15 protein-coding genes and 1 pseudogene are annotated in these 23,912 nt (G+C 71.3%); 3 read left to right on the top strand and 13 right to left on the bottom strand.

Features of this window, described 5'->3' with window-relative positions; translation table 11 throughout:
* Positions 1 to 533: 533 nt before the first annotated feature.
* The 3 genes and pseudogenes from ACFYW9_RS15590 to ACFYW9_RS15580 all read right to left on the bottom strand — a co-directional run bounded on the left by ACFYW9_RS15590 (position 534) and on the right by ACFYW9_RS15580 (position 2,848).
* Positions 534 to 1,463 (bottom strand): ADP-ribosylglycohydrolase family protein, encoded by a 930-nt coding sequence (locus ACFYW9_RS15590; protein WP_351868173.1) that lies wholly within the window; start codon positions 1,461 to 1,463, stop codon positions 534 to 536.
* Between the two features lie 12 nt (positions 1,464 to 1,475).
* Positions 1,476 to 2,136 (bottom strand): annotated as a pseudogene (locus tag ACFYW9_RS15585) (histidine phosphatase family protein).
* A 106-nt stretch (positions 2,137 to 2,242) separates the two neighbouring features.
* The gene (locus ACFYW9_RS15580) at positions 2,243 to 2,848 is read right to left on the bottom strand and encodes a YdbC family protein (protein ID WP_326785093.1); all 606 of its coding nucleotides are present in this window, start codon (positions 2,846 to 2,848) and stop codon (positions 2,243 to 2,245) included.
* A gap of 154 nt (positions 2,849 to 3,002) precedes the next feature.
* Between ACFYW9_RS15580 and ACFYW9_RS15575 the strand changes: the two genes are divergently transcribed.
* Complete coding sequence (locus tag ACFYW9_RS15575; RefSeq protein WP_351868171.1) at positions 3,003 to 3,536, top strand: TerD family protein; 534 nt, start codon at positions 3,003 to 3,005, stop codon at positions 3,534 to 3,536.
* 82 nt (positions 3,537 to 3,618) lie between these two features.
* Here the strand turns inward: ACFYW9_RS15575 and ACFYW9_RS15570 are convergent, their stop codons facing one another.
* From ACFYW9_RS15570 to nrdR, 3 genes are all read right to left on the bottom strand, one after another.
* Positions 3,619 to 4,299 carry a DUF6215 domain-containing protein gene (locus ACFYW9_RS15570; protein WP_389149782.1) on the bottom strand — a complete coding sequence of 227 codons (681 nt, stop codon included), beginning with the start codon at positions 4,297 to 4,299 and terminating at the stop codon, positions 3,619 to 3,621.
* A gap of 319 nt (positions 4,300 to 4,618) precedes the next feature.
* On the bottom strand, positions 4,619 to 7,516 hold the full coding sequence (locus ACFYW9_RS15565) for a vitamin B12-dependent ribonucleotide reductase (RefSeq protein WP_389149779.1): 2,898 nt from the start codon (positions 7,514 to 7,516) through the stop codon (positions 4,619 to 4,621).
* A gap of 162 nt (positions 7,517 to 7,678) precedes the next feature.
* Positions 7,679 to 8,230, bottom strand: coding sequence for a transcriptional regulator NrdR (gene nrdR, locus ACFYW9_RS15560; RefSeq protein ID WP_389149776.1), 552 nt, complete (start codon positions 8,228 to 8,230; stop codon positions 7,679 to 7,681).
* A gap of 520 nt (positions 8,231 to 8,750) precedes the next feature.
* Here nrdR and lexA point away from each other — a divergent pair.
* Complete coding sequence (gene lexA, locus ACFYW9_RS15555) at positions 8,751 to 9,527, top strand: transcriptional repressor LexA (protein WP_103549644.1); 777 nt, start codon at positions 8,751 to 8,753, stop codon at positions 9,525 to 9,527.
* A 133-nt stretch (positions 9,528 to 9,660) separates the two neighbouring features.
* On the opposite strand, the gene ACFYW9_RS15550 is transcribed toward lexA, so the two are convergent.
* From ACFYW9_RS15550 to ACFYW9_RS15535, 4 genes are all read right to left on the bottom strand, one after another.
* Complete coding sequence (locus ACFYW9_RS15550; RefSeq protein ID WP_389149771.1) at positions 9,661 to 11,703, bottom strand: ATP-dependent DNA helicase; 2,043 nt, start codon at positions 11,701 to 11,703, stop codon at positions 9,661 to 9,663.
* A gap of 265 nt (positions 11,704 to 11,968) precedes the next feature.
* Entirely contained in the window at positions 11,969 to 12,739 is a 771-nt protein-coding gene (locus tag ACFYW9_RS15545) for a GNAT family N-acetyltransferase (RefSeq protein ID WP_389149768.1), read from the bottom strand.
* A 39-nt stretch (positions 12,740 to 12,778) separates the two neighbouring features.
* Complete coding sequence (locus tag ACFYW9_RS15540; RefSeq protein ID WP_389150114.1) at positions 12,779 to 14,725, bottom strand: IucA/IucC family protein; 1,947 nt, start codon at positions 14,723 to 14,725, stop codon at positions 12,779 to 12,781.
* 320 nt (positions 14,726 to 15,045) lie between these two features.
* Complete coding sequence (locus ACFYW9_RS15535; protein WP_389150111.1) at positions 15,046 to 16,503, bottom strand: diaminobutyrate--2-oxoglutarate transaminase family protein; 1,458 nt, start codon at positions 16,501 to 16,503, stop codon at positions 15,046 to 15,048.
* A 386-nt stretch (positions 16,504 to 16,889) separates the two neighbouring features.
* Here ACFYW9_RS15535 and ACFYW9_RS15530 point away from each other — a divergent pair, with 386 nt between their 5' ends.
* Entirely contained in the window at positions 16,890 to 18,119 is a 1,230-nt protein-coding gene (locus ACFYW9_RS15530) for a hypothetical protein (protein ID WP_351868155.1), read from the top strand.
* Positions 18,120 to 18,224: 105 nt separating this feature from the next.
* Here the strand turns inward: ACFYW9_RS15530 and hflX are convergent, their stop codons facing one another.
* The 3 genes from hflX to ACFYW9_RS15515 form a co-directional block, all read right to left on the bottom strand.
* Positions 18,225 to 19,721 (bottom strand): GTPase HflX, encoded by a 1,497-nt coding sequence (gene hflX, locus ACFYW9_RS15525; protein ID WP_326785101.1) that lies wholly within the window; start codon positions 19,719 to 19,721, stop codon positions 18,225 to 18,227.
* Positions 19,722 to 20,006: 285 nt separating this feature from the next.
* A complete protein-coding gene (locus ACFYW9_RS15520; protein ID WP_389149763.1) occupies positions 20,007 to 21,503 on the bottom strand; it encodes a M1 family metallopeptidase in 1,497 nt (498 codons plus the stop codon).
* Positions 21,504 to 21,681: 178 nt separating this feature from the next.
* Complete coding sequence (locus ACFYW9_RS15515; protein ID WP_351868148.1) at positions 21,682 to 23,877, bottom strand: HD domain-containing protein; 2,196 nt, start codon at positions 23,875 to 23,877, stop codon at positions 21,682 to 21,684.
* Positions 23,878 to 23,912: the final 35 nt, after the last annotated feature.

The raw sequence follows: 23,912 nt of genomic DNA, 5'->3' as shown, positions 1-23,912 counted from the left end.
AGCCCGTCCGCGCCCCCGGACGCAGCCTTGCCCCCAGGCCCGTCCGCATCCCCCGGTTCGGCCGACTTCGCCATCGCGCCGGTACCGGTCTCCGGTCGCCGCACCGAGGATCCCGGTTCGGCCGGGCCCGTGGAGTCCGCGGGCCCCGGTGTCCGCGTGGGCCGGGACTCGGCTCCCGGAATCTCCTCGCTCGCTTCTGGACTCTTCCGCTGCGCCGATGACCCCTCTACGGGCTCGGGCGTGGACGGTATGTCGGACAAGGGATCCCCTCCCAGCCGGTCACCGGGCAGCCCGGAGCGCGCCACTGGGGCGGGGAGGCTGTCGGCCGGTGTTTCGTCGGCACACGCCCGCCATGATCAACGGGCGGCGTGGCGCACACGGTATCCGGGGGCAAAGCGGCTCACGAGAGCGCTGCGGGGCTGTAGCAAGCCTGTGACACAGCCCGGCGCCCCCTCCGCGCCCGCCGCCCGCGCCCCCACACGCCGCCCGCACACTCGGTGGCCCAGGAACCCGGGAACGCCCTGCCGTACGCCCTACGCGGCGCCTGCGCCACTTCCGGACGGGAGCCCGGGCAGCCATTCCGGCAGCGCCTCCGTGGCGTCCAGCCATGCCCCGGGGGGTGCTCCCGCCTTCCCGGAGGCGACCACGCCGCCCACGATGGAGCACGTCGTGTCCACGTCGCCACCGACCTGGGCGGTGGTCCAGAAGCCCTCTTCGTAGTCACCCAGGGCACGGGCCGCCGACCACAGGGCGAAGGGCACGGTGTCGTGGGCCGACGTACGCCGTCCGCAGCCCAGTACGGCGGCCACGGTCGCGGCGTCGCCGTAGTCGAGCATGTCGCGGGCGCGCCTCAGCCCGGCCCCCACGGCGCTGCGCGGTACGAGTGCGATGACGCCGTCCAGCAGGGCCTCGGCGCTCGGCGGTCCCGCCGGGTCGGCGGCCAGCGCTGCGGCCGCGGCGACGGCCATGGCGCCGACCACGGCCTCGCGGTGCTGGTGCGTCGGATAGGCGGAGATCTCCGCCTGGTGGGTCGCCTGCTCCGGATCGTCGGCGTACCAGGCGCCCAGCGGGGCGATCCGCATCGCGGCGCCGTTGCCCCAGGAGCCCTGCCCCTTGAAGAGGGCCGACGCGAGCTCGCGCCAGTCCCCGCCCTCCCGGATCAGCCGCAGCAGCCGGTTGACCGCCGGGCCGTAGCCCCGGTCGAAGTCGTGGCGGTGGGCGAAGGAGTGCGCCAGCGCGTCCTGGTCGATGCGGTGGTGCGTGGCCAGGACGGCGACCACGGAGCAGGCCATCTCGGTGTCGTCGGTCCACTGCCAGGGCTGGGGCGGCAGCTCCCGGCGCTTGAGCAGCGGGTAGTTCGCGGGCACGAAGAACTGCGAGCCCAGCGCGTCTCCCACCGCGATTCCGCGCAGGCTGGCGAGGGCGCGCTCGAAGCGCCCGTCGGGAGAGGTGTCAGCGATCATCGCCCTGCCACTCTATCCGGTGGCTCCGTACGATTTCCGGATCACGCCACTGCTCGAAGGGACGGTCGAGGGTGTATCGGCCGTCCTCCCCCAGAACGAGCATCCTCACCTCCGCGTTCCCCGGGTTGGAGAGCGATTCGAACTCGGCGACCGACCAGTGGAACCAGCGCATGCAGAACAGCCGCATGGCCAGGCCATGGGTCACCAGGAGCACGTTCGGCGGGTGGTCGGGGGCCTCGAAGCTCCGGTACAGGCTCTCCAGGAAGCCGCCGACCCGGTCGTACACGTCGGCGCCCGACTCGCCCTGCGCGAACCGGTAGAAGAAGTGCCCGTACGCGTCGCGATACGCCTTCTGAAGACGTACGTCGTCACGGTCCTGCCAGTTGCCCCAGTCCTGCTCACGCAGTCGCGGTTCCTCGCGCACCCGGACGAGCCCCGGGTCGAGGTGGAAGGCCCGGAACGTCTCGTGGGTACGCCGGTAAGGCGAGACGTAAACGCTTACGCGCTCCCTTCCGAAGAGTTCGCGCAACTGCTTGCCGGTGTTCTCCGCCTGCTGCCACCCCGTCTCCGTGAGCGCCAGAGCGTGGTCGGGCTCGCGTTCGTACACGGTGTCGTCGGCATTGCCCACCGACTCGCCGTGCCGGACAAGGACGATGCGCCGTGGTCGTGCCATGCCAAAACCCTAGATCGTGCCGGCACCGTTCGAGCAGTCGTACGGGTCACATAAGGCGCAGGTCACACCGTTCCCGCACATCAGTTCGCCCGAAGGGGAGGCCCCGTCAGACGATCCAGCCGGGTTCCAGCTGTACGACGTCCCCCGCGAGAGCGGCTATGTCGGCGTCCAGCTGGGCGCGCAGCGCGAGCCTCTCCAGCCGCTCGGCGCGGTATTTGCCGTGCTCGGCGGCCGACCGCCACATGGACAGGACCAGGAACTCGCTGCCGGGCGCCTCGCCGAACATGCCCCGGATCATGCCGGGTGAACCGGCCATCGCGGGGTTCCAGACCTTCTCCTGCATGAGTGCGAAGTGCTCCGCGCGCTCCTCGTGGACACGGCAGTGCGCGACCCGGACCACGTCGGAGTCCGTGAAGCGCGGCTCGAAGCCCGTCTTCACGTCGAAGCGGTAGTCGAACAGCTTGACCTGGGAGTCCTTGAAAGTGCCCGACTGCGACGCGGCGAGCCGGTCATGGGACCGGGCCATGAAGGAGTCGTAGAAGGCGCGGCTCTCCCAGAAGGAGAAGATGTGAGCGACGCCGGACCGCCCCGCGCTCCACCCTCCCCCCTGTCCCCGGAATCCCGGCTCTCCCAGAAGCCCCGCCCACTTTCGCTGCCCCCGTTCGAAACCGCGGCGGTCGACCACGGTGCAGCGAATCCACTTGACCAGCACCGCGCCATCGTAAGGCCCCGGAACGTGGCGCCGGTCACGCTCGGGCGGAGTGGATCCGGGCGCACGTCCCGGTGTGCGTGGCACGATGGACAACCGGCCCTACTCTCAGGGGAGTTGGTTTGGCCATTGTTGAGGAACGGGGAGGGGACATCCGGTGAACGGTCTCAACAAGGGAATCCGCAAAGCCGAGTTGGCGGTCAAATGGGATCCCAGTCCCACGGGTGAGCCCGCGACCGATCTCGACATCGTCGCGGCGACGTATCTGGCGTCCGCGCCACGCGGAAACCCGGACTACGTAGTGTATTTCGGCAACCGTTCTCCGGACGGCACCATCTATCTGAACCGCGACAGCAAGGACGGCAAGGGCTTCGGCTGGGACGAGGTCATGACCCTGGAACTCGAGCGCCTGGACAGCCGTTACGGGCGCGTGGTCGTCGGTGTCCTCATCCAGCAGCGCACCGAGGCCCGGACCTTCGTCGGTGTCCTCAACCCCGCTTTCCGCCTGCGTGAGGGCTACACCGTCCTGACGCAGGGCGACTTCGGCGACGTCCTGGGCTCGACGGCGGCGACCATCGGGGAGTTCGTCCGCGACCACTCCGGGGAATGGACGTTCCACCCGGGCATCCACGGCTACGACACCGATCCGGCGACCTTCGCGCGGGTCATGGGCAGCCCGCAGGAGGCGTGAGGCACGGCCCGGTGTCCTCCTGTCCGCGCCGTGCCGGCCGTCGGTCCCGGACCCGCCCGGGGGCCTGTCCGGCAGCGGGTGTTCAGCCGCTCTTCCAGCCCGGGACCGTCGGCAGCACCAGCTCGGCGACGCGGAACAGCGCCGCGTCGTCGGGCGCCACATCGTCCTGACGCCAGACGGAGATCTCGAACGACCCGCCGCCCCCCTCGGCGTCCCTGGCGACCAGCAGACTGCGGGCGACGCCGCCGGGGCCGCTCTCGGCCTTGCCCCCGCCGAAGCCGAGGGCGATCGTCCGGTCCGAGTAGAGGACCGCCGGGTGACCCAGGATCTGCCTCGGCTCCGCTTTCGGCAGCAGATCCAGGCCCTGGGCGACGGAGAGCCGGTCGTCCGAGGCCGACAGCTTCACGGAGTACGTCTTCAGCGTGACGTTCGCTTCAGGGCTGGCGATCTTGGTGCCGCCGTCGAGGGTGATCCAGCTGTCGTCGCCGTCGGCCGTCCGCGCGTGCTCGTCGGGCGTCCCGAGGAGGGCCGGCAGGTCCGCGCGGTTGAGCGCCTGGCACAGCTGCTCACCGGAGACGCGCTTCGGCGGTGGGGTGCCGAGCCGGTCGGAGCACCTGGCCGGGTCGTCGGTGCCGTTGTTGTTCGGAAGGACCCGCGAAACCCCCCATATGCCCCCCGTGACGCCCGCGACCAGCACCACCGCCGCGACGGCCTGGACCCCCGTGTTCAGGCCTCTTCTCGATCCGGCAGCCTTGTCAGCCATGTCCCCCGCCTCCCCGTCGCGCTCCATGCGCGCGGAGGGAGACTAACCGTTGATCGTTTCGTATGAAAGGCGAATTCGGCCGGGTCATGGGCCATCACCGCGCGGCACCCGGGACACCGGGAGGCGGCGCGCACGACGGGCCCGCCGCCGGACGGGTGGGCGCGCACACGGCGGGCCCGCCGCCGGGCGCGGTGGCACCCCCCGACGGCAACGCCGAGGGCGGTGGAGCCGACTGCCCGCTCCACCGCCCTGATCAGCTGTTCACGCCCGAAGGACGCCCGGTGTCAGCCGCGACCGTTCGCCGGACCGGCGCCCGGTGTCAGCTGCAGCCGCTCGTCGAACCGCAGCCCTCGCAGATGTAGCAGGACCCGGCCCGCTGCATCTTCGTGCCGCAGGAGAAGCAGAGCGGGGCGTCGGCCTGGATGCCCAGCTGCATCTCCACCAGTTCGGCGCTGGTGCGGACCTGCTTCGGGGCGGGCTCCGCCACGACGGCCTCGGCCTTGGGGACGGCGACGGCCTTCAGCTCCTGCGCCAGGGGCGCGGACTGGGCCAGGCCCTCGACGTCGAGCTCGTCCTCGGAGGGCTCGTAGGAACCCGTCTCCAGGTGACGCTGACGCTCCTCGGCGGAGTGGATGCCGAGCGCGGAGCGCGTCTCGAAGGGCAGGAAGTCCAGCGCCAGGCGGCGGAAGATGTAGTCGACGATCGACTGCGCCATCCGCACGTCCGGGTCGTCCGTCATGCCGGCCGGCTCGAAGCGCATGTTCGTGAACTTCGAGACGTACGTCTCCAGCGGCACGCCGTACTGCAGACCCACCGAGACGGCGATCGAGAAGGCGTCCATCATGCCCGCGAGGGTGGAGCCCTGCTTCGACATCTTGAGGAAGACCTCGCCGAGACCGTCGTCGGGGTAGGAGTTGGCGGTCATGTAGCCCTCGGCGCCGCCGACCGTGAAGGACGTGGTGATGCCGGGACGGCCCTTGGGCAGACGCTTGCGGACCGGGCGGTACTCGACGACCTTCTCGACCGCGGTACGGATGGTGTCCTCGGCCTTGGCCGTGACCTCGGCCTTCTCCTTCTCCTTGGTCTTGGCGGAGAGGGGCTGGCCGACCTTGCAGTTGTCGCGGTAGATCGCGAGCGCCTTGACGCCCATCTTCCACGCCTCGAAGTAGACCTCTTCGACGTCCTCGACGGTCGCCGTCTCCGGCAGGTTGACCGTCTTGGAGAGCGCGCCGGAGATCCACGGCTGGATCGCGGCCATCATGCGGACGTGGCCCATCGCGGAGATGGAACGCTCGCCCATGGCGCAGTCGAAGACCTCGTAGTGCTCGTGCTTGAGGCCGGGGGCGTCGACGACATTGCCGTGCTCGGCGATGTGGGCGACGACCGCCTCGATCTGCTCCTCCTGGTAACCCAGGCGGCGCAGGGCCTGCGGCACGGTGCCGTTGACGATCTGCATCGAGCCGCCGCCGACCAGCTTCTTGAACTTGACCAGCGCGAGGTCGGGCTCGAGGCCGGTGGTGTCGCAGGACATCGCGAGACCGATGGTGCCGGTCGGCGCGATGACGGAGGCCTGCGCGTTGCGGAAGCCGTTCTTCTCGCCGAGGCGGATCACGTCCTGCCAGGCCTCCGTGGCGGCGGCCCAGATCGGGGTGTCCAGGTCGTCCACGCGGACGGCCGCGGTGTTGGCGTCGGCGTGCTGCTTCATGACGCGCTGGTGGGACTGCGCGTTGCGGGCGTAGCCGTCGTACGGACCGACGACCGCGGCGAGCTCGGCGGAGCGCTTGTACGACCTGCCGGTCATCAGGGAGGTGATGGCGCCGGCGAGCGCGCGGCCGCCGTCGGAGTCGTACGCGTGGCCGGTCGCCATCAGGAGGGCGCCGAGGTTGGCGTAGCCGATGCCGAGCTGACGGAAGGCGCGGGTGTTCTCGCCGATCTTCTCGGTCGGGAAGTCGGCGAAGCAGATGGAGATGTCCATCGCGGTGATGACCAGCTCGACGACCTGGGCGAAGCGCTCGACGTCGAAGGACTGGTGGCCCTTGCCGTCGTCCTTCAGGAACTTCATCAGGTTCAGCGAGGCGAGGTTGCAGGACGTGTTGTCCAGGTGCATGTACTCGCTGCACGGGTTCGAGCCGTTGATACGACCGGACTCCGGGCACGTGTGCCAGTGGTTGATCGTGTCGTCGTACTGGATGCCCGGGTCGGCGCAGGCCCAGGCGGCCTCGGCCATCTTGCGGAAGAGCGACTTGGCGTCGATCTCCTCGATGACCTCGCCGGTCATGCGCGAGGTGAGGCCGAACGTGCCGCCCTCCTCGACCGCCTTCATGAACGTGTCGTTCACGCGGACCGAGTTGTTGGCGTTCTGGTACTGGACGGACGTGATGTCGTCGCCGCCCAGGTCCATGTCGAAGCCCGCGTCACGCAGGGCGCGGATCTTCTCCTCTTCCTTGACCTTGGTCTGGATGAAGTCCTCGATGTCGGGGTGGTCGACGTCGAGGATGACCATCTTGGCCGCGCGGCGGGTGGCGCCGCCCGACTTGATCGTTCCTGCGGAGGCGTCGGCACCGCGCATGAAGGAGACGGGACCCGAGGCGTTGCCGCCCGAGGAGAGGAGCTCCTTGGAGGAGCGGATGCGGGAGAGGTTCAGGCCGGCGCCGGAGCCGCCCTTGAAGATCATGCCCTCTTCCTTGTACCAGTCGAGGATCGACTCCATGGAGTCGTCGACGGCCAGGATGAAGCAGGCGGAGACCTGCTGGGGCTGGGGAGTCCCGACGTTGAACCAGACAGGGCTGTTGAAGCTGAAGATCTGGTGCAGGAGGGCGTACGCCAGCTCGTGCTCGAAGATCTCGGCGTCGGCGGGCGAGGCGAAGTACCTGAAGTCCTCGCCGGCCTTCCGGTACGTCTTCACGATGCGGTCGATGAGCTGCTTGAGGCTCACCTCGCGCTGCGGGGTGCCGACGGCACCGCGGAAGTACTTGCTGGTGACGATGTTGACCGCGTTCACCGACCAGAAGCCGGGGAACTCGACGCCACGCTGCTCGAAGTTGACCGAGCCGTCGCGCCAGTTGGTCATGACGACGTCACGGCGCTCCCACTCCACCTCGTCGTACGGGTGCACGCCGGGGGTGGTGTGAATGCGCTCGATGCGCAGTCCCTTGCTGGCCTTGGCTCCGCTCTTCGCGCGGGAACCTCGTGCCGGACCGCTCGCCGTCTCTGTCATGCCGCCTCCCTGTAACAGGCTAAAACGCGCTGAAGTGCCGCGAACTTCCCGTGGCACGGTCTGTGTCTGATGCCGCGCACACCGCTGGTACGGCCGTGCGCTGCAAGTCTGTGGTCGCCGCCCGCGGGCGGGCCCGGACGCCCCGAAGGGTCCGGTCCGCGGTCAGTCGGCGGCGGTGGCGGGCACGGGAACCTCAGCGGTTCCGCCCTGCCCGTGATCGGTCTCCTGGCACACCGCGTCCGGGACGTCGTCGTCCGCGGCGGGGCGCTGATTCACCTGCCTGAGTTCCGCGATGGCGGCTTCGAAGTCGTCGAGCGAGTCGAAGGCCCGGTACACGGACGCGAACCTCATGTAGGCCACGAGGTCGAGTTCCTGCAAGGGTCCGAGTATGGCCAGCCCCACGTCGTGGGTGGTCAGCTCGGCGCTTCCGGTGGCTCGCACGGCCTCTTCGACCCGCTGGCCGAGCTGGGCGAGCGCGTCCTCGGTGACGGGCCGCCCCTGGCAGGCCTTGCGCACACCGTTGATGACCTTGATGCGGCTGAAGGGCTCGGTCACGCCGGAGCGCTTCACCACCATCAGCGAGCACGTCTCCACGGTCGTGAAACGACGGGAGCAGTCGGGGCACTGGCGGCGCCTGCGGATCGACGTGCCGTCGTCGGTCGTACGACTGTCGACGACGCGGCTGTCCGGGTGCCTGCAGAAGGGGCAGTGCATGGCTCCAACCCTCCTTCACAGCACGACTCAGGAACCTCGCGGGGCCTCACCGGCCCCTCGAAGCAGCCTCAAGCATAGGCGATGCCCGGGGGTCCGGAGACCCGGGGGACCACAACTTCTGGGATGCCTCCGCAATCCAACCACTAGATGTGGGGATCGACTCGCGAAATCGCCCACGACCCGCGTGTCGTACACGTAAGGGCACGTGCCGCACAGGCATACCCATCCCGGACACACGGGGATAGCGTGGTCGGCACACGGAAAGAGGTCCGGTTCCCGGCCTGCCGGCCATCGGGTGGCAGACTGGACGGCGGCCCGGGCCGGTCGGCGCGGCCGCCGCCCACGGCGGTGAAGGGTACAGCAATGGACCCTTTTGCCCGTCAGTCGCATCGCCCAGCCATACACCCAGACACATACCTACGTCAGGCAATTCGCTTTTTTTCACTCGAACGTGTGTTTGGCGCAACCTTTCGAAAGCAACTACCGTTGTCCAGCAGGGAGACCATCGAGAGGGGCCGACGTGACCACCACCGCAGACAGCGCCACCATCACCGCCCAGGACCGCTCCCAGGGCCGACTCGAGCCGGTGCATGTGATGAACGAAGCCGCGAATCATGAGGGGCCAAAGCGCTCCCTGCCTGGCCGACCTCCAGGCATCCGGGCCGACAGCTCGGGACTCACGGACCGGCAGCGCCGGGTGATCGAGGTGATCCGGGACTCCGTGCAGCGGCGCGGCTACCCGCCGTCGATGCGGGAGATCGGGCAGGCCGTCGGCCTCTCCAGCACCTCCTCCGTCGCACACCAGCTGATGGCATTGGAGCGCAAGGGCTTCCTGCGGCGAGACCCGCACCGCCCGCGCGCGTACGAGGTACGGGGGTCCGACCAGTCGTCGGTGCAGCCGACGGACACGGCGGGCAAGCCGGCCGCGTCCTACGTTCCGCTCGTCGGCCGTATCGCCGCCGGTGGCCCGATCCTCGCCGAGGAGTCGGTGGAGGACGTCTTCCCCCTCCCCCGCCAGCTCGTCGGCGACGGGGAGCTGTTCGTCCTGAAGGTCGTCGGTGACTCGATGATCGAGGCCGCCATCTGCGACGGGGACTGGGTGACGGTCCGCCGCCAGCCGGTCGCCGAGAACGGCGACATCGTCGCCGCGATGCTGGACGGCGAAGCCACGGTGAAGCGGTTCAAGCGCGAGGACGGACACGTGTGGCTGCTGCCGCACAACTCGGCGTACCAGCCGATCCCCGGTGACGAGGCGACCATCCTCGGAAAGGTCGTCGCCGTGCTGCGCCGGGTGTGACACCGCGACGGGCGGTCCGCCGCCCCCGCCCCTGACCGGACCCCGGAACCAACTGCGCCGGTTCCGGGGTCCTGTTCGTTCGCTCGCCGGTCCGTCCGGTCGCCCGGCGGCCGGACGGACTCGTGGAGGTGCGCTACGCGTCCTCCGCCTCGACCGCCTCGGTCTCGTCCGCCTGGCCTGCCGCGTCGTCGGCCTTCCCCGCGGACTCCTCGGCCATCCGGGCTTTCTCGTCGATCGCCGCGAGGGATCTACGGACCTGGTTCGGGTCGGTGGTGTACCAGAAGTCGGGGAGCGAGGCCTTCAGGTAGCTGCCGTAGCGGGCCGTGGCCAGACGCTGGTCCAGCACCGCGACCACCCCCCGGTCTCCGGAGGCCCGGACGAGACGCCCGGCGCCCTGGGCCATGAGGAGCGCGGCGTGGGTGGCGGCGACGGCCATGAAACCGTTCCCCCCGTTCTCCTCTACCGCTTTCTGGCGTGCGCTCATCAGCGGGTCGTCGGGGCGGGGGAAGGGGATCTTGTCCATGACGACCAGCTGACAGCTGGAGCCCGGCACGTCCACGCCCTGCCAGAGCGAGAGCGTGCCGAACAGACAGGTCTTCGGATCGGCCGCGAAGTTCTTGATCAGCTCGCCGAGCGTCTCCTCGCCCTGGAGCAGGATCGGGTACTCGGGGATGCGGGTGCGCAGTTCCTCCGCCGCGAGCTGGGCCGCGCGCATCGAGGAGAACAGACCGAGCGTGCGACCGCCGGCGGCCTGGATCAGCTCGGTGAGCTCGTCGAGCATGTCCCCGCGATCGGCGTCCCGCGCGGGGCGGGAGAGATGCCGGGCGACGTACAGGATGCCCTGCCGGGGGTAGTCGAAGGGCGAGCCGACGTCGACGCCCTTCCACTGAGGGACGTCCTCGCCCTCGGTGCCTTCGGGGGCGAGCCCCATCGACGCTCCCACGCCGTTGAAGTCGCCGCCGAGCTTGAGGGTCGCGGACGTCAGGACGACCGAGCGGTCGGCGAACAGCTTTTCCCTGAGGAGCCCGGACACGTTCATCGGAGCGACCCGGAGCGAGGCTCCGAAGCGGTCATGCCGCTCGTACCAGACGACGTCCCATTCGGAGCCGTTGGCGATGCGCTCCGCCACGGCGTGCACGGATTCCACGGACGCCAGTGCCTGCTTGCGTACGGCGTCCTCGTCCTGGACGGACTTGTCGCGGGTGGACCCGAGGGCGGTGATCACCGTGCGTGCGGCGTCGCGCAGCGCCATCAGCGCGTACCCGAGGTCCTCGGGGATCTCCTCCAGGCGGCCCGGCAGGGCCAGCTCCATCAGGCGCTCGAAGCCCTCGGCGGCGGACTGGAGCTGGTCGGCCGCCTTTTCGTTGACGAGCTTCGCGGAGCGGCGGACGGCACGGTTGACCTGCCCCGGTGTGAGCTCGCCGGTGGCGACGCCGGTGACCCGGGAGACCAGTTCGTGGGCCTCGTCGACGATCAGCACCTCGTGCTGCGGCAGGACCGGAGCGCCCTCGATGGCGTCGATCGCGAGCAGGGCGTGGTTGGTGACGACGACCTCGGCGAGCTTGGCCCGCTCGCGGGCCATCTCGGCGAAGCACTCCGCTCCGTAGGCGCACTTCGTGGCGCCGAGGCACTCCCGGGAGGACACCGACACCTGGCCCCAGGCACGGTCGGAGACACCGGGTGTGAGGTCGTCCCGGTCACCGGTCTCGGTCTCGTCCGACCAGTCGCGCAGCCGCAGCAGGTCCTGTCCCAGCTTGCTGGTGGGCGCGGCCGCCTCGAACGGGTCGAAGAGGCCCTCTTCCTCGTCCTGCGGCACGCCCTCGTGCAGGCGGTGCAGGCACAGGTAGTTCGACCGGCCCTTCAGCATCGCGAACTCTGGGCGGCGCCGCAGCAGCGGGTGCAGCGCGTCGACGGTGCGCGGCAGGTCCCGCTCCACGAGCTGGCGCTGGAGCGCCAGGGTGGCGGTCGCCACGACCACCCGCTCACCGTGCGCGAGCGCGGGCACCAGGTAGCCGAGCGACTTTCCGGTGCCGGTGCCCGCCTGGATCAGCAGGTGGGAGCTGTCGTCGATGGCGGCGGCGACGGATTCGGCCATCGTCACCTGGCCGGGGCGCTCCGTGCCGCCGACAGCGGTGACGGCAGCATGCAGGAGTTCGGGGAGTGAGGGCTTTGTCATAGCGCTGCCAGCCTACGGGGCGCCACTGACAACCGAGCGATCAAGGCGGGAACCGACGCCGTGATCAAGGCGGGCGTCTCCCGGGCGTCCGGGGCGACGGATGGGTGGGGCACAAAGACTCCTCGACGGGGACCGGATCGGGACGAGCGGTCGATGGGCGGCCGGTGGCCCGCGAACCACGGCTCCACGGCTCCACAGGGACGGACCGGCGAACCGAGAGCGACGGTTCTGCTCCAGGTCGCCCGGCGGGCCGAGAGCGACGGCTCTACAGCAGATCGCGCAAGGACCGGTCCCGGATCATGAGAGCCCCCCTTTTGCCGGGCAGATCGACCTCGGCCGAGAACCGGAAGCCCGCGCTCAGAAACGCGGACACGGAGGGGGTGTTGCGGAGGTCGGGTTCCGCGACGACCCGGGCGCACGAGGGGCGCCTGTCGAGCACGTGGTCGGCGACGGCTCTGAGCAGGGTGGAGCCGAGACCTCGCCCTCGGTCGGCGACACCGCCGATGAGGAGGTGGATCCCGGTGTCGTGGGGCCGGGCGGGGTAGTGGCGTGCCAGGGGGTCGAGATCCGCGCGGTAGATCTCCCAGTAGCTCATCGGGAGGCCGTTGAGCACCCCGATGCACGGGACGCTGCGTCCGTCGCCGTCGAGCTGGCGGAGCACGTGTTCCTCGACCACGGCCTCGGGCCCCGCCAGCTCCCAGAACTCGGCGACGGCGGGGTCGTTCATCCAGCGGTGGACGAGAGCCAGATCGCGGCCGGCGCGCACCGGGACGAGGTGGAGGGCGCCCGCGATCGTCCTGACCGGCCCCCAGCCGCCGACCCGGTCGAGCAGATCGTCCGCGTCCGGGGCCTCCTCCCGAGAGCCGGTGTCCCCGGCGAACAGTGCGATCAGCTCGTCCGAAAGGCGCAGGTCGAGCGTGTCCTCGCAGTCCGTGTCGGCGCCGGGGTCGAAGCCCGTGCCCGCGCGGGATCCCGGCGCGGATCCTCGGGCGGCGCGGGCGGTGCCGGCGTCGGTGCTCTCGTCGGTGGGAGGCACGACGACGCTCCTCTCGGGAGACGGGATGGGCCAAGCCCCTCAGGAATGAAGGGGGTTGGTGATGGTGACGTAGACGGACTGGGTGTCGACGGGACCGACGAGCTCGTCGAGGCCGTGCAGCCGGGTGAGCAGGTTGGCCTTGCAGCGCAGGACGGGTGAGTCGAGCAGCAGGGCGGGCAGCGGCGTGCGCAGCCGGGCCGGGCCGGTGGCCACGCCGCCGAGGAAGCGCCGGAACGCGGCGAGCAACAGGCTTTCGTCGGCGAGCCGTTGGGAGCCGAAGGCTCCGATGAGGCCGCACACGTTGTTGATCGCCAGATAGTAGGCGAAGCGTTCGTCGGTGACCTCGTCGGAGACGAAGGTGTCGCTGTGCGCCCCGATGCCGGGCAGCCGGTGGTCGAGTTCCGCTCGCCGGGACGCGCGGAAGTAGTAGCCCTGGTTGTCGCGGTAGCGGCCGCCGGTGGGCCATCCGTCCGCGTCCAGCAGGAGCAGGGTGTTCTGCTGGTGCGCCTCCAGCGCGATGCCCGCCTCGCTGTCCAGCCAGAGCACGGGCCGTACGACCTGTTCGAGGTAGCGCAGGAACCATTCGGTGGCGACGGCGCCGCGCGGGCGGCCGGTCCGGCCCGCGAGCCCGGTGACGATCTCGGTGAGCCGGGAGCGCATGAAGGGGCCGCGCTCGGCCGGGTTGTGCGTGCCCAGTCGCGCGTAGGGCCGGGGTGAGACCAGCCCCGCGACACAGCCGACGTCGTCCGTGGGCCGGAACGGGTTGTGGCGGATCATCACGTCGAGCCCGGGAAGCGGGTTGCCGTCCCGGTCGTCGACGGCGAGCCAGGACGGGTCGCGGACGATGTCGAAGCCGGGGTGGACGGAGTGCCACTGCTCGAACAGGCCGCCGCGCAACAGCCGGTGGACCTCCGCCCCGCGGTGGAGTTCCTTGCGGAGGTTCTCCCGACGGGAGTTGGTGATGCGCAGGCCCAGCGACAGTTTCAGCATCGCGGGGGCACCGGAGCGGTAGACCGTGCGGACGGAGGAGGTGGGGTGCCATGGGGTGCCCTGCGGACCTAGGTCGCGGAGCAGTCCGGCATCCAGCAGGGCCGCGGTCCCGGGGCGGTGCCGGACCTCGCGCATCTGCCAGGGGTGCAGGGGCAGGACGGCGGCGTAGCCCTCGGGGAGCTCCAGACCGGCACCGGCCAGCCGCATGGTCAGCTGCTCCGCCGGCACGGGGCGGCCGCGTTCCGTCCAGGCCGAGTCGGAGGCCAGTACCGAGGGGGCGACCGCCATCCAGTGCAGGGGGAAGGAGCCGCGCAGCTCGGGTGAGTAGAGCCTGCCCTCCGCGTCGGAGAGGCCGTCGCGGCCCTTCGGTGTCGGGTGCAGGGGGTGGCCGAGGAGGAGTGCCTGTTCCGCGGCGAGGAAGAGGTCGGGCGGGTCGGCCGGGTGCTCCCTGCGGTCCCTGATGAACACGGCGGTGCGCCGGACCGAGTCGGCGACGCGGCCGACGAGGTCGGCGCCTTCACCGGCCGGGCTGTCCGCGTCCCGGGCGTCCGCTTCGCCCGGCACGGCTGCCGCCGGTTCGCCGCGGGGTGCCGGGGGTGCCGGGAGACGCGTTTCCGCGGCCGGTGCTCCGGGGGCCGTCTGCCGTGCGAAGAGGGCCGCCACGGTCACCGCGTCGACGGCCGGTGCCTGTGCGGGAGCTCCTGCGAGGAGGGGGAGCCCGAAGCGGTGCCAGCCGGAGGGGGACCAGTGGTGGACGGGAACGAGCAGGGTCGCCCCGCTGGCCGGCAGGGGGATGCGCAGGGTGCCGTCGTGAGGGGCGGCCAGGTTGTTCTCCCGTACCCAGCAGCGCAGCAGGTTCTCGACCGCCGCCGCCTGCGCCGCCGTCCGGATGTCGGGGTGGTCGAGGAGGTCCAGCAGGTCGACGGTGGCCCCGCCCGGCCGTACGGGTGCCCGGGACGCCTCCGTCTGCCGGGGGACGGACTCCGGTCCGGGCACGTACGGGGCCGGTGTGCCGACGGCCGTTCGCTCGTACGGGACGGGAGGGCTGTCGTACGGGGAGGGAGGGCTGTCGGATGCGGGAGTGGTGTCCACGAGAAGTTCCTTGCGGGTCGTTCGGGCTCGTGCGGCGACGGGACCGGGGCGGAACCGGCGCGCGTCGCGCGCTCGGCGTTCCTGGTCGGTCGGTGGGGCGGGGAGGGCGGTGGGCCGGGCCGGTTCCTCACCGACCTGGTCCGCCGGGTCCGCGGTGTCCTCGGGCGGGTGTTCCGGCGGGCCGCACCGGAACGCGTACGCCCGGTGCGGAGGAGGCCGGGCCGTCACTCAGGACAGGCGGCACCCCGTGTCCCGTCCCTCCCGGGTCTCCGGTCACGCAGGGCCGTGGCGCTCACCGCGCTCACCGCGTCCGCGAGCCGGTCGAGCACGGCCGACGCCTGTTCGTCGCTGATCGTCAGGGGAGGCAGGAGCCGTACGACGCTGGACCGGCGGCCGCCGAGTTCCACGATCAGGCCCCGGCTCAGGCACTCCCGCTGGACGGCGGCGGCGAGTTCGGGGGCGGCGGGGCGGGGGCCGTCGGGTGTGGGGCCGTCGGGCGTGGGCCGCCGCGGCCCTTCGGGGTCGACGAGTTCGACGCCGATCATCAGACCGCGGCCGCGAACGTCGCCGACGCAGGGGAACTCCGTGGCGAGCGCGCGCAGCCGGTCCAGCATGCGGGCCCCGACGGTCGCCGCGCGTTCGGCGAGGCCGTGCTCGCGGACGTACGCCAGGGTGGCCGTGCCGGCGGCCATGGCCAGTTGGTTGCCGCGGAAGGTGCCGGCGTGGGCGCCGGGCTCCCAGACGTCGAGGTCGTCGCGGTAGACGATGACGGCCAGTGGCAGGCTGCCGCCGATGGCCTTGGACAGCACCATCACATCCGGGGTGATCCCGCTGTGTTCCACCGCCCAGAAGGCGCCGGTCCGGCCCACACCCGTCTGGACCTCGTCCACGATCAGCGGGATGTTCCGGGTCTGTGTGATCTCGCGCATCCGCCGTGTCCAGGCGTCCGGCGCGGGAATGACCCCGCCCTCGCCCTGGACGGGCTCGAGGATCATCCCGGCGGGGAGCGGGACGCCCGACTTGGTGTCGTCGAGGAGGGACTCCGTCCAGCGCGCGGCGAGTTCGGCGCCTCGGTCGCCGCCGATGCCGAACGGGCAGCGGTAGTCCTGCGGATAGGGCAGGCGCGCGACGCGTACGTCGGTCGCGCCGCCCGACGCTTCCAGCGCTCCCGCGGTCATCCCGTGGTAGGCGCCGGTGAACGCGAGCATGCCGGTGCGGCCGGTGGCCGCGCGCACCAGTTTGAACGCGGCCTCCACGGCGTCCGTCCCGGCCGGTCCGCAGAACTGGACCCGCGCGCGCTCGGCGAACCGCGGCGGGAGGGTGCGGAACAGCTCGGTGGTGAAGGCGTCCTTGACCGGTGTCGCGAGGTCCAGGACGTGCAAGGGCGCGCCCGAGTCGAGGACCTTTCTGATCGCTTCCAGGACGACGGGGTGGTTGTGTCCGAGGGCCAGGGTCCCGGCTCCGGAGAGGCAGTCGAGATAGCGGCGCCCGTCGGCACCCTCGATCGTCAGCCCGCGGGCCCGTACGGGAACGATCGGAAGGGCGCGCGCGTAGGTGCGGGCCGCCGATTCGCGCGCCGACTGGCGCCGCAGGATGCCTTCGTGCGCGGCGCGCGCCCGCTCGGGCGCCTCGGCGCCGGTGTCCCGCGCCCCCTCGGACGCCCCTGGCGCCTCTACCGGCACCACCACTGACTCGGTCACGGCCACGACTTCAGGTCCTCCCGCTGTTCAGAGGCGAGTTGGCAGGAGGGTCCGGACGCAGGCGGCAGGCCCCCCGTACGTACCAACGACGCCGGTCGCGTTGGGAAGCGGGTGAATTCGAGGTTCCTCACCCGCTTCTTCGCCGGTTCCTCGCCGGGGTGGATCGGCGGCGCGCGCGGTGGCTCTCCGTCGGAGACCGCCGGGTACCGCGGGAGCGCCCCCGTAGCTGAACCGTTGCCGTTCCGTCGGGTGTCCCTCATGGCGACCGCATAGTCTGTGATGCCGTTCGGCCCCGCCGGACGAGCCGCTCATGCACCCGCAGACGCACCACACCGCACCGTTCCCATGATTCCAGGGGGAGTTACACCATGCGATCCATACGCCCGCCCTTCGCCACCCGTCGAGGCAGGAGCGCGCGCCGCAGAACGTCCCCCGTCCTGGCCGCCGTCGGCCTCGCCGCGGCGCTGACGCTGACGGCCACCGCCTGCGACTCGGGCAGCGACACGGCGAGCGGTGAGCCGACCGCCTCCGCGTCCCAGGGCGGTGACGGAAAGATCCAGATCCCGGACGACATCAAGGACAAGCTCAAAGAGCACGGCATCGATGTCGACAAGTGGAAGGACGGCGCCTGGCAGAACTGGGACAAGGACGAATGGCTGCGCCAGGCCGACGACTTCATCAACCCGATCATCAAGGACCTCTGGGACCCGGCCCGCATGCGCGGCGCGGACGACCCGGACAAGGACAAGGGCGTCGACGACGCCGACCTCACCGGTGACCAGGGCGTCACCGACCCGGAACCGGCCCCGGTGACGGCTCGGGCCGTGAAGGCGTCGTACCACGCCGCCGTGCCCGAGGCGGGCAAGGTGTTCTTCGACGCCCCCGAGGGCACGATGGTCTGCTCGGCGACGGTGGTCGAGGACCCGGCGCACCCGGGCAAGTCCAACCTCGTGTGGACCGCGGGCCACTGTGTGCACGCCGGCAAGAAGGGCGGCTGGTACCGCAACATCGCCTTCGTGCCCTCGTACAACGACGCCGGCAGGACGGAGGCGCAGCTGGAGAGCGCCCCGCGCCAGGAGGTCACTCCGTACGGTGTCTGGTGGAGCGACTGGGCGCAGACCTCGGACCAGTGGATCGAGCAGGGCGGTTCCACGGGCGGCCAGGGAGCCTCGTACGACTACGCGGTGCTGCACGTGACGCCGGAGAAGGGCGGCAACGGCAAGTCACTGGAGGAGACGGTGGGTTCGGCGCTGCCGGTGAACTTCAACGCTCCGGCCGTGCCCCAGGTGTCGAGCATCACGGCCACCGGATACCCGGCCGCGGCGCCGTTCGACGGCCAGAAGCTGTACCAGTGCGCGGACAAGCCGGGACGGCTGTCGGTCGCGCAGTCCGACCCGACCATGTACCGCATCGGCTGCACCATGACCGGCGGTTCCTCGGGCGGCGGCTGGGTGGCCACGGGTTCGGACGGCAAGCCGGCTCTGGTGTCCAACACCTCGATCGGCCCGGTCAAGTTCGGCTGGCTGGCGGGTCCGCGGCTGGGCGATGTGGCCAAGGGCGTGTACGACTCGGTGAGCGCGAAGTTCGCCGGGCGGTGACCCGCGCGGCCTGACGGGCCGGCACGGCGAAGGCCCGCCCCCTCGAAAGGGGGCGGGCCTTCGCGCATGCCGGGCGGTCGCCCGCCGGGGTGTCGATCCGGTCGCCTACCGGAGGGCCGGCGCCGCGACGTACGGTGCGAGGTCCGCCGCCAGTTCCTCGTGCACCCGCGCCTTGAGCAGGGTGCCCTCCTCGGTGTGCTCCTCGGAGATCACCTCGCCCTCGGTGTGGGCGCGGGCCACGAGCTTGCCGTGCGTGTACGGAACGAGCGCCTCGACCTCGACCGAGGGGCGCGGCAGCTCGTTGTCGATCAGCGCGAGCAGTTCGTCCATGCCCTGGCCCGTACGCGCGGAGACCGCGATGGAACGCTTCTCGATCCGCAGCAGGCGCTGGAGCACCAGCGGGTCCGCCGCGTCCGCCTTGTTGATCACGACGATCTCGGGCACCTTGGTCGCGCCGACGTCACCGATGACCTCGCGGACCGCGGCCAGTTGCTCCTCCGGTGCCGGGTGCGAACCGTCCACGACGTGCAGGATCAGGTCGGAGTCGCCGACCTCCTCCATGGTGGAGCGGAACGCCTCGACCAGGTGGTGCGGCAGATGGCGTACGAATCCGACCGTGTCGACCAGCGTGTACAGCCGCCCGCTCGGGGTCTCGGCCCGGCGCACGGTCGGGTCGAGGGTCGCGAACAGCGCGTTCTCGACGAGGACGCCCGCGCCCGTGAGACGGTTGAGCAGGGACGACTTGCCGGCGTTCGTGTAACCGGCGATGGCGACCGAGGGCACCTTGTTGCGGCGGCGCTCCTGGCGCTTGATCTCGCGGCCGGTCTTCATCTCCGCGATCTCCCGGCGCATCTTCGCCATCTTCTCGCGGATACGGCGCCGGTCCGTCTCGATCTTGGTCTCACCGGGACCACGGGTGGCGAGGCCGCCGCCCTTGCCGCCGCCCATCTGACGGGACAGCGACTGACCCCAGCCTCGCAGCCTCGGCAGCATGTACTGCATCTGCGCGAGCGCCACCTGCGCCTTGCCCTCGCGGGACTTGGCGTGCTGGGCGAAGATGTCGAGGATCAGGGCCGTACGGTCGATGACCTTGACCTTGACGACGTCCTCGAGGTGGATCAGCTGGCCGGGGCTCAGCTCACCGTCACAGATCACGGTGTCGGCGCCGGTCTCGATCACGATGTCCCGGAGCTCGTTGGCCTTGCCGGAACCGATGTACGTGGCCGCGTCGGGCTTGTCACGGCGCTGGACGACGCCGTCGAGCACGAGCGCTCCCGCGGTCTCCGCGAGCGCGGCCAGCTCGGCCAGCGAGTTGTCCGCGTCCTGGATGGTCCCCGAGGTCCAGACACCGACGAGGACGACGCGCTCCAGACGGAGCTGTCGGTACTCGACCTCGGTGACGTCCTCGAGCTCGGTGGAGAGGCCCGCCACACGGCGCAGGGCCGCGCGCTCGGAGCGTTCGAACTGCTCGCCGTCCCGGTCTCCGTCGATCTCGTGGCTCCAGGCGACGTCCTCTTCCATCAGGGCATCGGCCCGAAGACCTTCGGGGTAGTTCTGCGCGGAAGTCTGCGCGTCCTGGGAAGGGGAAGAAGAGGAGGTCATTGGATCCTTACGTAGATGGGGTGAGCCGCGGGCCGACGGATGCCGCCCCGCAGAGGGAACAACGCGCGTGGCCACCGGGAGATTCCCGGTTCCGGCCGGACCAACCCTTCATGGGGGGCCGCGCCGCCGGCTCGAAGATGGTCGCACGGCACGCCCTGGCCCGTCACGCGACTTATCGTGACCCGCCGGACACCCGCGGGCATCGCTGCCCGCGGGGTGCCGCGGCGGGCCCGGTCCCGGCGCTCCGGGGGCGCTCCCCTCGCTCCGGGGCCCCCTGCGCGGGCCTCACGCGCTCTTGCGTCCCTTCGGCGCGTCGCTCTTCCAGTCCGGGTGGCCCGGCATCGGCGGTGTCTTCGCGGCGTACAGCCACGCCTTGAAGAAGCCGCTCAGGTCCCGTGCGGCGACGGCGGAGGCGAGGTCCACGAAGTCGGCCGTCGAGGCCACGCCGTCGCGGTTGAGGCTCACCCACGTGCGCTCCAGGCGCTCGAAGTCGGCGCGCCCGATCTCCTGGCGCAGCGCGTACAGGGCCAGGGCCGCGCCGTCGTAGACGTTCGGCCGGAAGATGCTGATCTTCTGGCCGGGCTTGGGTCCCTTGGGCCTGGCGGGCGGGCCGCCGGTGGCGCGCCAGGAGTCGGACAGCCGGTAGGCGGCCTTCATCCGCTTCTCCATGGGCTTGTGCGCCTTCTCCTCGGCGTACAGCGCTTCGTACCAGGTGGCGTGGCCTTCGTTGAGCCATACGTCGGACCAGGTGCGGGGGGTGACGCTGTCGCCGAACCACTGGTGCGACAGCTCGTGCACCATGATCGAGTCGACGTACCACTTCGGGTAGGCGGGCTGGGTGAAGAGCTCCTTCTCGAAGAGCGAGAGCGTCTGCGTCTCCAGCTCGAAGCCGGTCTGCGCCTGGGCCATCAGCAGCCCGTAGGTCTCGAAGGGGTACCGTCCGACCTTGCTCTCCATCCAGGCGATCTGGCCGGGGGTCTTGCGCAGCCACGGTTCGAGCGCCGCGCGGTCGGCGCTCGGGACGACATCCCGGACGGGCAGGCCGTGCGGCCCCCGCCGGTGCAGCACGGCCGAGCGGCCGATGGACACCTGGGTCAGCTCGGTGGCCATGGGGTGCTCGGTCCGGTACGTCCAGGTCGTGGCGCCGTGGGCCCGGCGGGTGCCTCGGGGCAGTCCGTTGGCGACGACCGTGTACCCGTCGGGGGCCGTGACGCGGACGGTGAACACGGCCTTGTCGGAGGGGTGGTCGTTGCACGGGTAGACCAGGTGCGCGGCGTCGGCCTGACCGGCCATCGCGAGCCCGTCCTTGGTCCGTACCCAGCCGCCGTCCTGTCCCTTCGCGCTCACCGGGTCGCTGGTGTGCCGCACGGTGATGCGCACCGGGCTCCCGGCGGGCAGCCGTTCGGCCGGCGTCACCACCAGATCCTCGCCGGCCTCGGTGAAGCGGGCGGGAGCTCCGTCGACCTCGACCGACCGGACGCTTCCGTGCGCGAAGTCGAGGTTGACGCGGTCGAGCGACTCGGTGGTCACGGCGTCGATCGTGGTCACGGCGGTGAGCGGCTTGTCGTTGCGGCCGGGATAGACGAAGTCGAGGTCGTACGACTCGACGTCGTACCCGGGGTTGCCGAGAGTCGGAAAGAGGCGGTCTCCGACCCCCAGGGGCCCGGCCGGGTCCGGGGCGCTCGCGGCGATCAGGCAGACGGAGACGGCCGAGGCGAGCAGGGCCGCCGTGACGCGGCGGCTTCTCGGGCGTGCGGGCGTGGGGGTGGGGTTGTGCGGCATGGACCACGGCTACCAGCGCGCACCTCCTCCGCGCGGCCGACTCGCACCCGGCCCACCCGAACGAGTAGGTCCCGGGACTCTTTGGGGGCAGCGCGCGGCCGCCGGACCCGGCACCCGTGCCCGGCCGCCCGGGCCGCCGCTTCCGCCCGCGCCGCCGGACGACCGCGTGAAGCCCGGTCTACTGTGCCGCGGTCGCCGGATGCTGGGCGCGGCTCACGTCGTACACGCCCGGCACGTTGCGCATCGCGCGCATCAGGCCCGGGAGGTGGGCCGCGTCCGGGAGTTGGAGCGTGTAGGTGTGGCGTACCCGCTGCTGGCTCGGGGGTTCGACGGTCGCGGAGACGATGGCGACCCCCTCTCCCGCGATGGCCTCGGTGAGGTCGGCGAGCAGATGCGGGCGTCCGAACGACTCGGCGACCAGGGTGACGCGGCACTCGGTGGTGTCGCCCCAGCGCACTCCCACCTCCGGGCGCCCCGCGCTCTTCATGCGCGCCGCTCCGGCGCACTCCACGCGGTGCACGGTGACCACTCCCCCGCGGACAGCGAAGCCGGTCACCTCGTCGGGAGGTACGGGCGTACAGCAGCCGGCCATGCGTACGGACGCGCCGGGCGGGTCGGCGACGGCGCTCGCCGGGCGGGCGGTCTGCGTCTCGGCGGGGCGGGGCGGGGCCGCGACGGGAGGCCGGGGGCCGGCGGCGGAGGCCCGGGCCGCCTCCTCGTCGCCGGGTGCGGGGTGTGTGGCCATCCAGCGCTGGATGGCGATCCGCGCGGCGGCCGTGTGCGCGTGCTCCAGCCACTCCCTGGAGGGCTCGGAGGCGGGGTCCTGGCCCATGAGCAGTTGAACGGTGTCGCCGTCCTTCAGGACCGTACTCAGTGTCGCCAGGCGGCCGTTGACGCGGGCGCCGATGCAGGCGTGCGCGTCCTCGCCGTACTGCGCGTACGCCGCGTCGACGCAACTGGCGCCCTCCGGCAGGCCGAGCGAGCCTCCGTCGGCGCGGAAGACGGTGATCTCACGGTCCTGGGCGAGGTCTTCGCGCAGCGTCGACCAGAAGGTGTCCGGGTCCGGGGCGCCCTGCTGCCAGTCGAGCAGCCGGGAGAGCCAGCCCGGGCGGGTGGGGTCGGCGCGCTCGCCGTCGAAGGGGCGCTCGCCTCCGCCGTCCGGCTGTTCCTCCGACGGCGGAACGTAGGGATTGCCGAGCGCGATGACTCCGGCCTCGGCGGCCTTGTGCATCTGGTGGGTTCGGATGAGGACTTCGGCGACCTGGCCGTCGCCGCGGGTGACGGCCGTGTGCAGCGACTGGTACAGGTTGAACTTGGGGACGGCGATGAAGTCCTTGAACTCCGAGACCACCGGGGTGAGACAGGTGTGCAGTTCGCCGAGGACGCCGTAGCAGTCGGCGTCCTCGTTCACGAGCACCAGGAGGCGTCCGAAGTCGGCGCCGCGCATCGGGCCGCGCTTGCGCGACACACGGTGCACGGAGACGAAGTGCCTCGGCCTTATGAGGACTTCGGCCTGGATGCCGGCGTCGCGCAGGACGACGCGCACCTCCTCGGCGATCTCCGCCAGCGGGTCGTCCGACCGGCTCGCGTTCTCGACGATCAGCTCCCGGGTGTGCTCGTACTCCTCGGGGTGCAGGATCGCGAAGACGAGGTCTTCCAGTTCGGTCTTGAGCGCCTGCACGCCGAGGCGCTCGGCGAGCGGGATGAGCACGTCCCGGGTCACCTTGGCGATGCGCGCCTGTTTCTCGGGGCGCATGACGCCGAGGGTCCGCATGTTGTGCAGCCGGTCGGCGAGTTTGATCGACATGACCCGGACGTCGTTGCCCGTGGCGACGAGCATCTTGCGGAAGGTCTCCGGTTCGGCGGCGGCGCCGTAGTCGACCTTCTCCAGCTTGGTGACGCCGTCGACCAGGTAGCAGACCTCGTCGCCGAACTCCTCACGGACCTGATCGAGCGTCACTTCCGTGTCCTCGACGGTGTCGTGGAGCAGGGAGGCGGTCAGCGTCGTCGTCTCCGCGCCGAGTTCGGCGAGGATCAGGGTCACGGCGAGCGGGTGGGTGATGTACGGCTCGCCGCTCTTGCGCATCTGGCCGCGGTGCGAGGACTCCGCGAGCACGTACGCCCGGCGCAGGGGCTCCAGCTTGGCGTCGGGATGGTGGGCACGGTGGGCCTCGGCCACATGCCCGATCGCGTCCGGCAGCCGGTCGCGGGCCGCGGGCCCGAGCAGCGCGGCCCGCCCGAGCCGGCGCAGGTCGATCCGGGCCCGTGCCTTCTTGCGGTGCGCCGGGGGCACCCCGGGCTCCAGCGACGCCGGGCGCCGGTCGGCGGGCGTGGCAGGGCCTGGCTTCGCGGGATTCGTCGCCTCCGCACTCATGGGCACCTCCGGCTGCGTCAGACCGGCGGACGGGT

Source organism: Streptomyces sp. NPDC002698 (assembly GCF_042888945.1).
Taxonomy (GTDB): domain Bacteria; phylum Actinomycetota; class Actinomycetes; order Streptomycetales; family Streptomycetaceae; genus Streptomyces.
This window is presented reverse-complemented; position numbering and strand designations above follow the sequence as displayed.

What these genes read in the sequence shown, in the direction of transcription:
- ACFYW9_RS15520 (WP_389149763.1), bottom strand. Translation starts at nt 21,503, where the DNA reads ATGCCGCACAACCCCACCCCCACGCCCGCACGCCCGAGAAGCCGCCGC.
- ACFYW9_RS15570 (WP_389149782.1), bottom strand. Translation starts at nt 4,299, where the DNA reads ATGGCTGACAAGGCTGCCGGATCGAGAAGAGGCCTGAACACGGGGGTC.
- ACFYW9_RS15550 (WP_389149771.1), bottom strand. Translation starts at nt 11,703, where the DNA reads ATGACAAAGCCCTCACTCCCCGAACTCCTGCATGCTGCCGTCACCGCT.
- ACFYW9_RS15515 (WP_351868148.1), bottom strand. Translation starts at nt 23,877, where the DNA reads ATGAGTGCGGAGGCGACGAATCCCGCGAAGCCAGGCCCTGCCACGCCC.
- hflX (WP_326785101.1), bottom strand. Translation starts at nt 19,721, where the DNA reads ATGACCTCCTCTTCTTCCCCTTCCCAGGACGCGCAGACTTCCGCGCAG.
- ACFYW9_RS15590 (WP_351868173.1), bottom strand. Translation starts at nt 1,463, where the DNA reads ATGATCGCTGACACCTCTCCCGACGGGCGCTTCGAGCGCGCCCTCGCC.
- ACFYW9_RS15565 (WP_389149779.1), bottom strand. Translation starts at nt 7,516, where the DNA reads ATGACAGAGACGGCGAGCGGTCCGGCACGAGGTTCCCGCGCGAAGAGC.
- nrdR (WP_389149776.1), bottom strand. Translation starts at nt 8,230, where the DNA reads ATGCACTGCCCCTTCTGCAGGCACCCGGACAGCCGCGTCGTCGACAGT.
- ACFYW9_RS15530 (WP_351868155.1), top strand. Translation starts at nt 16,890, where the DNA reads ATGCGATCCATACGCCCGCCCTTCGCCACCCGTCGAGGCAGGAGCGCG.